The organism is Halomonas beimenensis (assembly GCF_002549795.1).
GTDB lineage: Bacteria > Pseudomonadota > Gammaproteobacteria > Pseudomonadales > Halomonadaceae > Halomonas > Halomonas beimenensis.
In genome coordinates this window covers 53,756-65,855 of sequence record NZ_CP021435.1, presented here as the reverse complement: position 1 = coordinate 65,855, position 12,100 = coordinate 53,756, and the positions used below count along the sequence as shown (strand labels likewise).

Sequence of the window (12,100 nt, the reverse complement as noted above, 5' to 3'; positions counted from 1 at the left end):
ATCCGCCGATACCCGGAGGACTCGACATGCGGCAATTCCTGTTCCCGCGGCAGCCCCTGCCGAGACGCACCCTGCTGATCTGCCATGCCACCATCCAGATCGGCCTGCTGGTCGCCGGCGGCCTCCGACTGGCCCCGCACACCCCCTGGCTCACCGGCGAGAGCTGGGCAGCGGCCTGGCCCGACCTGGCCCTCGGCGGCGGGATCCTGCTGCTGGCCATGGTCGGGGTCCGGCTGCTGGCCGAGCTGTGGCTGCTGCCGCATCATCTGGCGCCCGCCCGCCCCGGCTTCGCCCCCGGTGCGGTGGTCACCCGCTCGACCGAGCGCCGCCCCGCCGTGCATGACGAGGCCAGCGCCTGGGTCGACGGAGGCCGGCCGCTGGCCTCGGACGACGAGGTGATCGGCCCGGCCCGGGTGACGCGACCCGCCCCTCGTCGGCCGACCGGGGGCGAGCCGACCCTGGACCTGGCCGACGGCCCCTCCGAGCCCGCCCCCGCGAACGAGCCCCGACTGTGACCCGAGACGACGCCCCCCGGCCGTGGCCGGGGGGCGTCGTGCTGCCGGGGGATCGGCTCAATCCTCGAGGAGCCGGCGCATGAAGGGCGGCAGGGCCAGGGCCCCCCGATGGGCCTCGGCGGTGTAGTACTCGAGACTCAAGCCATGCTGTCCGGCATCGGCCTCCCGGAAGGTGGTGACATCGCAGGTCTTGCCGGCCAGGGTCACGCTCCACCAGCCGGACGGATAGACCGGCTGGGGGAAGGGCAGCGTGGCCACGCTGCCGAATCCGGCCTCGCCCATGTCGCGACGCAGCTCGCGGATGATCGAGCCGCTGTGATACAGGGGCGACTCGCTCTGCTGCACCATGACCCCGCCGGCGCGCAGGATGCGATGGCAACGCCGCAGGAAGTCGGTCTTGAACAGACCCTCGGCGGGCCCCACCGGATCGGTGGAGTCAATGATCAGCACGTCGACGCTGTCGTCGGCCGCCTCGTCGACCCACTTCACGCCATCGGCGAACAACAGCTCGGCCCGGGGATCGTCGTTGGACTCGGTGAGCGCCGGGAAGAAACGCTCGGCGGCCCGGGTGACCTCCTCGTCGATGTCGATCTGGGTGACCTTCTCCACGCCGGGGTGGCGCAGCACCTCGCGCAGGGTGCCGCAGTCGCCGCCGCCGATGATCACCACCCGCTTCGGATCGGCGTGGGTGAACAGCGCCGGGTGGGCGATCATCTCGTGGTAGAGGAAGTTGTCGCGGTCGGTGAGCATCACGCAGCCATCGAGGACCATCAGGTTGCCGAAGGTCTCGGTGGCGTAGACTTCGAGGTGCTGGTACGGGCTCTGCACCTCATGGAGTTTCTCCGTGACCTTCAACGAGAAGGCGCTGCCGTGGCTGTCGAAGACTTCGGTGAACCAGCCGGAATCGAGAGAGGAGCTCATCGGGGACCCTCGGGTGACGAATGGAAACAGCCATGACCGCCGGGGCGACGGTCGGCAAGGTATTGACCCGGCAAGCGTTCATGCCGGGTTGATCGCGGCACAGGGAGGTGCCGCCGCCGGCTCTCGGGCCGGCGCGAGCCCGCGCCACACCGGCAGATTCACGCATCTGGCCGGAGTGGCGCGGACGACGATCAAATAGATCAGGATGATCTACTTGATGGCCAGGTCAATGGCCTAAGGACGCTCGCGAAGGCAGCCCCGTCGCACCCCGGCCAGCGCCAGCACGGCACAGGCCGCGCCCAGGACATTGGCCAGCAGGTCGGCGGCGTCGCCGCCGAACCGCCCCGGTACCGGGATCTGGGCCAGCTCGATCGCCAGGCCGAGCAGGCAAGCGGCGGCGAAGGCCAGCGGCAACCGCACCCCGGCGAGTCCGGTCAGGCCGGCCACCCCGGCATAGCCGAGGAAATGGCTGGCCTTGTCCCAGGGCAGCGACTCGGGGAGCTCGCCGGACGGCATCAGGCTGCCCCAGGCGACGACCAGCGTCGCCGCCCCCGCGAGCCAGGCCCACAGCCGGCGCCGGTCATGCCAGCGCTTGAGCCAGCCCGGCTCAGGCATGCGCGATATGGCGATGGTAGGCCGGGCTCAGCTCGTGCAGGGCGTCCATGAAGGCCGTGACGTGGTCCGGGTTCGTGAACTGGCTGATGCCGTGCCCCAGGTTGAACACATGACCGGGGCCCTCGCCGTAGCTGTCGAGGATCCGGGCCACCTCGGCGCGGATCGCCGTGGGCCGAGCGAAGAGCACGTTGGGATCCAGGTTGCCCTGCAGGGCGACGCGATGGCCCACCCGGGCGCGGGCCGCGGACAGCTCGGTGGTCCAGTCCAGCCCCAGGCCGTCGGCGCCGGTGGCCGCCAGGTCCTCGAGCCACTGGCCGCCGTTCTTGGTGAACAGGATCACCGGCACCTTGCGGCCTTCGTGCTCGCGGATCAGGCCGGCGACGATCTGCTCCATGTAGCGCAGCGAGAACTCCAGGTAGGCCGGGGTGGACAGGGTCCCGCCCCAGGTGTCGAAGATCTGCACGGCCTGGGCGCCGGCGCGGATCTGGGCGTTGAGGTAGTCGGTCACCGCATGGGCGAGGGTGTCCAGCAGGCGGTGCATGGTATCCGGCGTGTCATAGAGCATCGCCTTGACGTGACGGAAGTCCTTGCTCGAGGCACCCTCCACCATGTAGGTGGCCAGCGTCCAGGGACTGCCGGAGAAGCCTATCAACGGCACCCGGCCGTTCAGCTCGCGCCGGATGGTCGAGACGGCGTTCATCACGTAGTCCAGGTCACGCTCGGCATCGGGGACGGCGAGGGCCTCCACCGCCTCGGGCGTGCGCACCGGCTTGCGGAACTTGGGCCCCTCGCCGGTCTCGAAATACAGCCCCAGCCCCATGGCGTCGGGGATGGTGAGGATGTCCGAGAAGAGGATGGCGGCGTCCAGCGGATAGCGCTCCAGGGGCTGCAGAGTGACCTCGCAGGCCCGGTCGCGGTCGCGGCAGAGGTCCATGAAGCTGCCGGCCTGGGCGCGCACCTCGCGGTACTCCGGCAGGTAGCGCCCGGCCTGTCGCATCATCCACACCGGGGTGCGGTCCACGGGCTGGCGCGCCAGGGCGCGCAGAAAGCGATCGTTCTTGAGTTCCATGCGGGCGCTCGTCCACGGAAAATGTGGCGCTCATTGTAACCCATCACGACCCGGCGGGGTGCGCCCGTGAGCCCGTGACGGGTTCCTGCTAGAATGGGGCGATTCCCGACGGCCACGCCTGGTCTTCCATCGAGGTACATCGTGACGATCCGCTACATCGCCGCCTCCCGGCTGCCCACGCCCTGGGCCACCTTCACCATGCACGGCTTCGAGGACGAAGCCACCGGCAAGGATCACATCGCCCTGACCCTGGGGGAGGTGGATGACGGCTCGCCGGTGCTGGGCCGTGTCCACTCCGAGTGCCTGACCGGCGACGCGCTGTTCTCGATGCGCTGCGACTGCGGCTACCAGCTCCAGGAGGCCCTCAAGCGTATCGCCGAGGAAGGGCGCGGCGTGCTGCTCTACCTGCGCCAGGAGGGGCGTGGCATCGGCCTGCTCAACAAGATCCGTGCCTACCATCTCCAGGATCAGGGCGCCGATACCGTGGAGGCCAACGAGCAGCTCGGCTTCGCCGCGGATCTCCGTCGCTACGACCTCTGCGTCCCCATGCTGGAACGACTGGGCATCGCCTCGCTCCAGCTGATGACGAACAACCCGCGCAAGGTCGATGCCCTGACCCGGGCCGGCGTCGAGGTCAGCGAACGAGTGGCCCTGACCACCGGGCTCAACCCCCACAACGAGCACTACCTGTCCACCAAGGCCGGCAAGCTCGGCCACATGATGGTCCTGGGCGACTTCACCCAGGCCGACGACGTGGACATCGAACGCAAGCCCTGACCCTCGGCGGAACCTCCCCTTCGGCGCCGACGTCGAAGCGAAAAGGGAGGATTCGCCATGCAAAGGCGTCCCTCGGCTCCTGACGAGCCGGCCTACTCGGTCCTCGAGGAGATCCTGCACAGCGCGAGTCATGGCCTCGGGGCCGTATTGAGCCTCGCCGGCACGGTGGTTCTGGTGATCCTCACGACCCGTGCCGCCGAGGTCAGCGTCTCCAAGACCGCCGCGGTCGGCCTCTACGGCAGCACCCTGGTACTGCTCTACACCGCCTCGACCCTCTATCACGGCACGCGCCACCCTCGCCTCAAGCGCACCTTCCAGGTGCTGGACCATTGCGCCATCTACGCGCTGATCGCCGGTACCTATACCCCCTTCCTGATGGTCAACCTGCAGGGCTCCCTGGGCGAGCCCCTGCTGGCCGTGATCTGGTCCCTGGCCGTGATCGGTGTCGTCCTGAAGGTCTGGCGTCCCCGGGGCTTCGATCGGCTTCACCTGACAGGCTACTTCACCCTGGGCTGGCTGATCCTGGTCGCGGCCGGGGAGATCCCCACGGCCTTCTCACCGACGGGACTCGGCCTGCTGATCGCCGGCGGCCTGACCTACTCGATCGGGGTGGTGTTCTTCCTGATCCGCGCCATTCCCTTCAACCACGCCGTTTGGCACCTCTGCGTCATGGGCGGCAGCGCCTGCCACTACTTCGCCGTCTACACCGAGGTGCTGCCCTTCCGTGGATGATCCGCTCGCCCCTTGCCCCGGGGCCGAGCCATGGCGACCCGATGCGGCCAAGGGCCACCGAATCGAACGGGCCCATACGCGACGCCCCCGGCATGCCGGGGGCGTCGCTCGCCGATGGGCCGAGAGACTCGGCGCGGTCTCAGTCGGCCAGCGCCGCCCGGGCGGGGTGCCGGGCACTCCACAGGCGGCGCAGCATGACCGCCGCGACGACCAGGGCGCCGGCACCGGCGAGCCCGCCGACCAGGGCGCTGCCGGACAGGCCGGCGACGAAGAAGGCCAGGATGCCGGCCATCCCCGCGGTGATGGCATAGGGCAGCTGGGTGCGCACGTGGTCGATGTGATCGCAGGAAGCCCCCGCCGACGACAGGATGGTGGTATCGGAGATGGGCGAGCAGTGATCGCCGAAGATGCCGCCGCTGAGCACCGCCGCGATGGCCAGGGAGAGCGACAGGTCCATGGCCACCGCCACCGGCATGGCGATGGGAATCATGATGGCGAAGGTGCCATAGGAGGTCCCGGTGGTGAAGGCCACCAGGGCGCCGATCAGGAACAGCAGCACCGGCACGAGGCTGGGCGCGATGCTCGCCTCGGCCAGGGTCACCAGGTAGTCGGCCGTGCCGAGCTCGGAGGTCACGCTGCCGATCGACCAGGCCAGGGTCAGGATGATGTAGACCAGGGTCATGCTCTTGATGCCGTCGACCACGATGTCCATGGCCCCGCGGAAGTCGAACAGCTTCTGCTGGAGGCCCATGGCGAGGCCCACGGCCACCGCCACGAAGGTGGCCATCAGGATCGACTGGCCGCCATCGGCCTCGCCGACCGCGGTGACCAGATCGTTGTCGGGATATCCGCCGGTCCACAGGAACAGCGGCGGGATCATGCCCACCAGCACGGCGATGGGCACCAGCATGTTGCGCTTGCGGGCCTTTTCCTCCGGCACGCCGGCCATCTCCTCGGCCTCGTGGCCGGACGGCGGGTTGGCGCCCTCGGCCATCACCGCCCCGGTGGTGCGGGCGCGTTCCTCGGCCCGGGCCATGGGGCCGAAGTCCCACTGGGTGACGACCATGAAGACGATCAGGCCGAGCGCCAGCCAGGCATAGAAGTTGAGCGGGATGGAGGACAGGTAGATCAGGTACTCGGACCCGCTGGCGCCCATGTCGGTCAGCTGGGTGCCGATCAGGCCCATGACGAAGACCACCCAGGTGGACACCGGCCCCAGCAGGCACATGGGCGCCGAGGTCGAGTCGACGATATAGGCGAGCTTCTCCCGGGAGACCTGCATGCGATCGGTGATCGGCCGCATCACGCTGCCCACGGTCAGGGCGTTGAAGTAGTCCTCGAAGAAGATCAGCACGCCCAGCCCCAGGGTCGCGCCTTGGGCGCCGCGCCGCGAGGCCACCCGGGCGGAGATGGCCCGGGCGATGGCCTGGGCGCCGCCGGTGCGCTGCAGCACGCCGATCAGCACGCCGAACAGGCCGCAGTAGATCAGCACGGTGACGCTCCATTCATCGCCGACGCTGGGGATGATGAAGTCGCCGAAGCTGTCGTAGAGGCCGGCCGCGGGGTTGCCCCCGGCCAACATGGTGGCACCCAGCCAGACGCCGCAGAACAGGGCGGGGATGACGTTGCGCGTCGCCAGCGCCAGCACGATGGCCAGCACGGGCGGCAGCAGGGAAAAGGCTCCGAATGACATCAGGGGACGATCTCCAGGATATTCTTGTCGGTCGCCGTCGACCCGCCGGGAGGGCCCGGCGAAGGCCGTCGGCTCGGGCCGCCGTCGCGGCGAGCAGCCGGGCATCCTAGGGGCCCCGCGGCCATCCGGCAAGCGCCGGGGTCTCATCGGCACAAGCCAGGGCCGAAACGCCGCAAGCCCCGGCCGCTGCGGCGGCGGGGAAAGGGCCTGGACACTCGATCGTCAGGAAGTGGCGTGTGGCGGGGCAGGCCTTCGCTGCCGATTCAGGCGGCGGCCCGGGCCTTGCGGATGCGCTCGTAGGCGCTGCCGATCTCGCTGGTGCGCTCCTTGGCCACCTCGCGCATGCTTTCGGGCAATCCCTTGGCGGCGAGCTTGTCGGGGTGGTTCTCGCTCATCAGGCGGCGATAGGCCTTCTTGATCTCGCCATCGCTGGCGTCGGGGTCGACGCCCAGCACGCGGTAGGCGTCTTCCAGGGACGGGCCGGATTCGCCGGCCGCCTCCGGCCCACCGCGCAGCATGGCCTCGACCTGGGCGATCTCGGCCTCGGAGCATCCCAGCCCGCGTACCACCCGCATCAGCATCTCGCGTTCGGCGGGGTGCAGCTGGCCGTCGGCGGCGATCGCGGTCAGCTGGACCTGCAGGAAGATCTGCCGCAGGCCGGGCTGGCTGGCCAGGATCGGGCGGACCCTGGCCAGTTCGGCCTCCAGGTCGAAGTCCGGGCCCTTGCCCCGGGTGAAGTCGGCCCGGGCCTTGGCACGCTGGGCCTCGCTGAGCCGCAGGCGATCCCACAGCCGCCGGGAAGCCTCCAGCTCGTCCTCGGAGACCCGGCCGTCGGCCTTGCACAGGCAGCCCATGACCGCGAAGGTCGACTCGAGGAACTGCCCCTGCGCCGCGGCCAGCCGACCCAGCAGGCTCCTGCGCAGGCGTCGGGCGAGCCAGTAGCCGAGGCCGCCGCCGATCAGCAGCCCCAGGGGACCGCCGACCAGGAAGCCCAGTACCGCCCCGATCAGGATGGCCATCAGCATGCCGCGTCTCCATGTCGTGGGGAGGCGCCGTCGGTCGCCAGCCGGGCGCGGATCGACGCCTCGATGCCTTCGGCATCGAGGCCGCACTCGGCCAGCAGCTCCGCCGGCTTGCCATGCTCGACGAAGGCGTCGGGCAGCCCCAGGTTGAGCACGGCGACCCGGCGCCCTTCCGCCACCAGCAGCTCGTTGACGGCGCTGCCGGCGCCGCCGGCGACCACGTTCTCCTCCAGGGTCACCAGCAGGTCGTGCCCGTCGGCGGCGGCCAGTACCGCCTCGCGATCCAGGGGCTTGATGGAGCGCATGTTGAGGTGGGTCGCATCCAGCGCCTCGGCCACGCTCGCGGCCGGCCCGTTGAGGCTGCCGAAGGCCAGCAGCGCCACCCGGGGGGCCTCCGCGCCGGTACGCCGACGCACCTCGGCGCGGCCGATCGGCAGCGGCTCCAGGTGCCCGGGGATCTCCACGCCGGGGCCGGTGCCGCGCGGATAGCGCACCGCCGCGGGGCCGGGATGGTGGTAGGCGGCGCTCAGCATGGCGCGGCACTCGGCCTCGTCGGCCGGCGCCAGCACCACCATGCCGGGCACGCAGCGCAGGTAGGAGAGGTCTAGGGCCCCGTGGTGGGTGGGCCCGTCCTCGCCCACGAGGCCCGCCCGATCGATGGCGAAGGTCACGTCCAGGTCCTGGACCGCCACGTCGTGGATCAGCTGATCGTAGCCGCGCTGGAGGAAGGTGGAGTAGATGGCCACCACCGGCTTCATGGCCTCGCAGGCCAGGCCGGCGGCCAGGGTCACCGCATGCTGCTCGGCGATGGCCACGTCGTAGTAGCGCGCCGGGTACTCCTGGGAGAAGCGGACCAGGTCCGAGCCCTCGCGCATGGCCGGGGTGATGCCGACCAGGCGGTCGTCCGCCGCCGCCATGTCGCACAGCCAGTCGCCGAAGACATTGCAGTACTTCCGCTTCCTGGGTGCGGGAATCGGGTTGGCGGCCTTGAGCGGCGGCGGGGTGTCGCCGTTCTTCTCCAGCTTGGTGATGGCGTGATAGCCGATGGGATCGGCCTCGGCGGGCAGGAAGCCCCGTCCCTTGCGGGTCTTGACGTGGAGGAACTGGGGCCCGTCCAGGTCGCGCATGTTGCGCAGGGTCTGGGCCAGGGTGGGCAGGTCGTGACCGTCGATGGGGCCGATGTAGTTGAAGCCCATCTCCTCGAACAGCGTGGCCGGGCTGACCATGCCCTTCATGTGTTCCTCGGTGCGCCGGGCCAGCTCCAGGGCCCCGGGCAGGTGAGAGAGCACCTTCTTGCCGCCCTCGCGCATGGTGGTATAGGGCTTGCTGGCGAGGATGCGGGCCAGGTAGCTGGCGATGCCGCCGACGTTCTCGGAGATCGACATCTCGTTGTCGTTGAGTACCACCAGCAGGTTGGCGTCCACGTGGCCGGCGTGGGCCAGGGCCTCGAAGGCCATGCCCGCGGTCAGCGCCCCGTCGCCGATCACCGCACAGACTCGACGCTTCTCGCCCCGGGTGCGGGCGGCCAGCGCCATGCCCAGCGCCGCCGAGATGGAGGTGCTGGAGTGGCCGACCCCGAAGGTGTCGTACGCCGATTCGGCGCGCCGCGGGAAGGCCGCCAGGCCCCCGTACTGGCGGATCCGGGTCATGGCCTCGCGCCGCCCGGTGAGGATCTTGTGGGGATAGGCCTGGTGGCCGACGTCCCAGACCAGGCGGTCGTGGGGGGTCTCCAGGGCATGGTGCAGCGCCACCGTGAGCTCCACGACGCCGAGGCCGGCCCCGAAGTGCCCGCCCGAGACGCCCACGCTGTAGAGCAGGTAGGCGCGCAGCTCATCGGCCACCTGGGCGAGCTGGGCATCGTCCATGGCGCGCAGGGCGGCCGGCGTTTCCAGGGTGTCGAGCAAGGGCGTCGCCGGACGCTCGACCGGAATGTCATCGAACAGCTTCATGTGGGCTCTATCAGTCAGGGAAGTCCCGTGGGCGTCACGGGCTTCCTCAATGGTCACGCTCGATCATGTATCGGGCCAGCTCGGCCAGCGGGGCGGCCGCCTCGTCGAGGGGCGCCAGGGCCGCCACGCCCTCCTCGACCAGCGCCCGGGCATGGCGCCGCGCGCCCTCCAGCCCCATCAAGGTGGGGTAGGTGGGCTTGTCCCGGGCGGCATCGGCTCCCGAGGCCTTGCCCAGGGTGGCGGTGTCGCCGGTGACGTCGAGGACATCGTCATGGACCTGGAAGGCCAGGCCGATGGCCGCGGCATAACGCTCCAGGGCCATCAGGCGCGGATCGTCCTCGGTGACGGCCACCAGCCCGCCCAGGCGCACGGCGGCGCGGATCAGCGCCCCGGTCTTGTGGCGATGCATGGTGGCCAGGGCGGTCAGGTCCGGCTGGCCGCCCACCGCCGCCAGGTCCAGCACCTGACCGGCGACCATGCCGTCGCGCCCCGCGGCCCGGGCCAGGGTGCCGATCATCGCCGGCAGCCGGGGATGGGCCGTGGCCGCCAGTACCTCGAAGGCCAGCGACTGGAGGGCGTCACCGGCCAGGATGGCGGTGGCCTCGTCATAGGCCCGGTGCACCGTGGGCTGGCCCCGGCGCAGGTCGTCATCGTCCATGGCCGGCAGGTCGTCGTGGACCAGGGAGTAGGCATGCACCAGCTCCAGGGCCGCCGCCGGGGCGTCCAGGGCCTCGTCGGCGGCCCCCAGGGCGCGACCGGCCGCGTACACCAGCACCGGCCGCAACCGCTTGCCGCCCACCAGCACGCCGTGGCGCATCGCCGCCTCGAGACGGGGCGCCGGGGCCTCCCGTGTCTCGAACAGCGTCTCCAGGCAGGTATCCACCCGTGCCCGGTCCGCGGCCAGCCGGGCCGCCAGGCTATCAGCGTTCACCATCATCCTCCCCGGGTGGGGCGAAGGGCTGGAGGTCGATGCCGCCGTCCTCGCCCTCGGTCAGGGTGCGCACCTTGAGTTCGGCCTCGTCGAGGCGACGCTGGGCGTCACGGGTCAGGCGCACGCCCTGCTCGAAGGCCGCCAGCGATCCCTCCAGCGTCAGCTCGCCGGATTCCAGCCGCTCCACCAGCGCCTCCAGGCGCTCCACGGTCGCGGCGAAATCCCCCGGGGCCGCCTCACTACCGGGCTGTGTGTCCTGTTCCGCCATGGCTTTCCTCGTCGGTCGCTCCCACCATGAGGGCGACAGTATACACGCTCCCCCCGGGGGGTCGTCTGCCCCGGCCCCTTCCGGCGTGAGGCTCGGCGGCCTCAGTCATGCAGATGACTCATGCCTGCAGCGCAGCAATTTCATCTTGGCGCCCTCCCGCTGTGGTAGCATATGGGGCCTCGTTTCGAGCCGGCACCGGCCAAGACCTCCCGATCCCTGGCGGGTTCCGGGCTCACCCACCCTGGGCGTTGTCTGAAGAGTCGACGAGCCAAGCGGCCACTTTTCAGACATGGCCCAACCGCAAGCGGCGCGCACCTAAGAAGGGGTTGAATCGACCATGGCCAAAACGTCCCTGGACAAGAGCAAGATCAAGATCCTGCTGCTCGAGGGCGTCCACCAGAGCGCAGTGGACAATTTCCTCAACGCCGGGTACACCAACATCGAGCACCTGCCGACCTCGCTGGACGAGGAGACGCTGATCGAGAAGATCCGCGACGTCCACTTCATCGGCATCCGCTCCCGTACCCAGCTCAACGAGCGCGTCTTCGACGCCGCCGAGAAGCTGGTGGCGGTGGGCTGCTTCTGCATCGGGACCAACCAGGTGGACCTCGATGCGGCCCTGGAGCGAGGCATCCCGGTCTTCAACGCCCCCTATTCCAACACCCGCTCGGTGGCGGAACTGGTGCTCGCCGAGGCCATCATGCTGCTGCGCGGCATCCCCGAGAAGAATACCCGCGCCCATGAGGGCGGCTGGCTGAAGTCGGCCAAGAACGCCCACGAGGCCCGCGGCAAGACGCTCGGCATCATCGGCTACGGCAACATCGGCGCCCAGCTCTCCGTGCTGTCCGAGGCGCTGGGCTTCGACGTCATCTACTACGACGTGGTCACCAAGCTGGGCATGGGCAACGCCCGCCAGGTGGCCAGCCTGGAGGAGCTGCTGGCCCGCGCCGACGTCGTCAGCCTGCACGTGCCGGACCTGCCTTCCACCCGCTGGATGATCGGCGAGGAGCAGATCGCCCTGATGAAGCCGGGCAGCATCCTGATCAACGCCTCCCGGGGCAGCGTGGTGGTCATCGAGGCCCTGGCCGAGGCCATCCAGGCCGGCCGCCTCAACGGCGCCGCCGTGGACGTCTTCCCGGTGGAGCCCAAGGGCAACAAGGAAGAGTTCGTCAGCCCCCTGCGCGGCCTGCCCAACGTCATCCTCACCCCCCACATCGGCGGTTCCACCCTGGAGGCCCAGGAGAACATCGGCATCGAGGTCTCCGAGAAGCTGGTGACCTACTCCGACAACGGTACCACCATCACCTCGGTGAACTTCCCCGAGGTGGCCCTGCCGGCCCACCCCGGCAAGCATCGCCTGCTGCACATCCACGACAACGTGCCCGGCGTGATGTCCGAGATCAACAAGGTGCTCTCCGAGAACGACATCAACATCCTCGGCCAGTACCTCCAGACCAACGAGCGCATCGGCTACGTGGTCATCGATGTGGACAAGGACTATGGCCCCAAGGCCCTGGAAGCGTTGAGCCGGGTCGACCATACCAAGCGGGTCCGGGTACTCTACTCCGAGACCAGCTACGAGGGCTGAGACCGCCCGAGGTCCTGCCG

12 protein-coding genes are annotated in these 12,100 nt (G+C 69.9%); 4 read left to right on the top strand and 8 right to left on the bottom strand.

Features of this window, described 5'->3' with window-relative positions; genetic code table 11:
- Positions 1-26: 26 nt before the first annotated feature.
- A complete protein-coding gene (locus BEI_RS00310; protein WP_097787638.1) occupies positions 27-515 on the top strand; it encodes a hypothetical protein in 489 nt (162 codons plus the stop codon).
- Positions 516-572: 57 nt separating this feature from the next.
- Here BEI_RS00310 and speE read toward each other — a convergent pair whose 3' ends face one another.
- The 3 genes from speE to hemE form a co-directional block, all read right to left on the bottom strand.
- On the bottom strand, positions 573-1,436 hold the full coding sequence (gene speE / locus BEI_RS00305) for a polyamine aminopropyltransferase (RefSeq protein WP_097787637.1): 864 nt from the start codon (positions 1,434-1,436) through the stop codon (positions 573-575).
- A 234-nt stretch (positions 1,437-1,670) separates the two neighbouring features.
- A complete protein-coding gene (locus tag BEI_RS00300; protein ID WP_097787636.1) occupies positions 1,671-2,051 on the bottom strand; it encodes a VanZ family protein in 381 nt (126 codons plus the stop codon).
- Positions 2,044-3,120 (bottom strand): uroporphyrinogen decarboxylase, encoded by a 1,077-nt coding sequence (gene hemE, locus BEI_RS00295; protein WP_097787635.1) that lies wholly within the window; start codon positions 3,118-3,120, stop codon positions 2,044-2,046. The genes BEI_RS00300 and hemE overlap by 8 nt, the downstream gene beginning before the upstream one ends.
- A gap of 141 nt (positions 3,121-3,261) precedes the next feature.
- Between hemE and ribA the strand changes: the two genes are divergently transcribed.
- Both ribA and trhA read left to right on the top strand, forming a co-directional pair.
- Complete coding sequence (ribA, locus tag BEI_RS00290; RefSeq protein WP_097787634.1) at positions 3,262-3,897, top strand: GTP cyclohydrolase II; 636 nt, start codon at positions 3,262-3,264, stop codon at positions 3,895-3,897.
- Between the two features lie 57 nt (positions 3,898-3,954).
- A complete protein-coding gene (gene trhA / locus BEI_RS00285; protein WP_097787633.1) occupies positions 3,955-4,629 on the top strand; it encodes a PAQR family membrane homeostasis protein TrhA in 675 nt (224 codons plus the stop codon).
- Positions 4,630-4,768: 139 nt separating this feature from the next.
- Here trhA and BEI_RS00280 read toward each other — a convergent pair whose 3' ends face one another.
- The 5 genes from BEI_RS00280 to BEI_RS00260 all read right to left on the bottom strand — a co-directional run bounded on the left by BEI_RS00280 (position 4,769) and on the right by BEI_RS00260 (position 10,492).
- Positions 4,769-6,322, bottom strand: a complete 1,554-nt coding sequence (locus BEI_RS00280) for a Na+/H+ antiporter NhaC family protein (RefSeq protein ID WP_097787632.1) — start codon at positions 6,320-6,322, stop codon at positions 4,769-4,771.
- 263 nt (positions 6,323-6,585) lie between these two features.
- A complete protein-coding gene (gene djlA, locus BEI_RS00275; protein ID WP_097787631.1) occupies positions 6,586-7,347 on the bottom strand; it encodes a co-chaperone DjlA in 762 nt (253 codons plus the stop codon).
- On the bottom strand, positions 7,341-9,293 hold the full coding sequence (gene dxs, locus BEI_RS00270) for a 1-deoxy-D-xylulose-5-phosphate synthase (RefSeq protein ID WP_097787630.1): 1,953 nt from the start codon (positions 9,291-9,293) through the stop codon (positions 7,341-7,343). The genes djlA and dxs overlap by 7 nt, the downstream gene beginning before the upstream one ends.
- 46 nt (positions 9,294-9,339) lie before the next feature.
- Entirely contained in the window at positions 9,340-10,227 is an 888-nt protein-coding gene (gene ispA / locus BEI_RS00265; RefSeq protein ID WP_097787629.1) for a (2E,6E)-farnesyl diphosphate synthase, read from the bottom strand.
- Entirely contained in the window at positions 10,214-10,492 is a 279-nt protein-coding gene (locus tag BEI_RS00260; RefSeq protein ID WP_097787628.1) for an exodeoxyribonuclease VII small subunit, read from the bottom strand. The genes ispA and BEI_RS00260 overlap by 14 nt, the downstream gene beginning before the upstream one ends.
- A gap of 337 nt (positions 10,493-10,829) precedes the next feature.
- Here BEI_RS00260 and serA point away from each other — a divergent pair, with 337 nt between their 5' ends.
- Positions 10,830-12,080 carry a phosphoglycerate dehydrogenase gene (serA, locus tag BEI_RS00255; protein WP_097787627.1) on the top strand — a complete coding sequence of 417 codons (1,251 nt, stop codon included), beginning with the start codon at positions 10,830-10,832 and terminating at the stop codon, positions 12,078-12,080.
- The last annotated feature ends 20 nt before the right edge of the window (positions 12,081-12,100 follow it).

Coding starts and splice junctions, on each gene's coding strand:
- trhA (WP_097787633.1), top strand. CDS start 3,955: ATGCAAAGGCGTCCCTCGGCTCCTGACGAGCCGGCCTACTCGGTCCTC.
- hemE (WP_097787635.1), bottom strand. CDS start 3,120: ATGGAACTCAAGAACGATCGCTTTCTGCGCGCCCTGGCGCGCCAGCCC.
- BEI_RS00310 (WP_097787638.1), top strand. CDS start 27: ATGCGGCAATTCCTGTTCCCGCGGCAGCCCCTGCCGAGACGCACCCTG.
- BEI_RS00260 (WP_097787628.1), bottom strand. CDS start 10,492: ATGGCGGAACAGGACACACAGCCCGGTAGTGAGGCGGCCCCGGGGGAT.
- djlA (WP_097787631.1), bottom strand. CDS start 7,347: ATGCTGATGGCCATCCTGATCGGGGCGGTACTGGGCTTCCTGGTCGGC.
- speE (WP_097787637.1), bottom strand. CDS start 1,436: ATGAGCTCCTCTCTCGATTCCGGCTGGTTCACCGAAGTCTTCGACAGC.
- dxs (WP_097787630.1), bottom strand. CDS start 9,293: ATGAAGCTGTTCGATGACATTCCGGTCGAGCGTCCGGCGACGCCCTTG.
- serA (WP_097787627.1), top strand. CDS start 10,830: ATGGCCAAAACGTCCCTGGACAAGAGCAAGATCAAGATCCTGCTGCTC.
- BEI_RS00280 (WP_097787632.1), bottom strand. CDS start 6,322: ATGTCATTCGGAGCCTTTTCCCTGCTGCCGCCCGTGCTGGCCATCGTG.
- ispA (WP_097787629.1), bottom strand. CDS start 10,227: ATGGTGAACGCTGATAGCCTGGCGGCCCGGCTGGCCGCGGACCGGGCA.
- BEI_RS00300 (WP_097787636.1), bottom strand. CDS start 2,051: ATGCCTGAGCCGGGCTGGCTCAAGCGCTGGCATGACCGGCGCCGGCTG.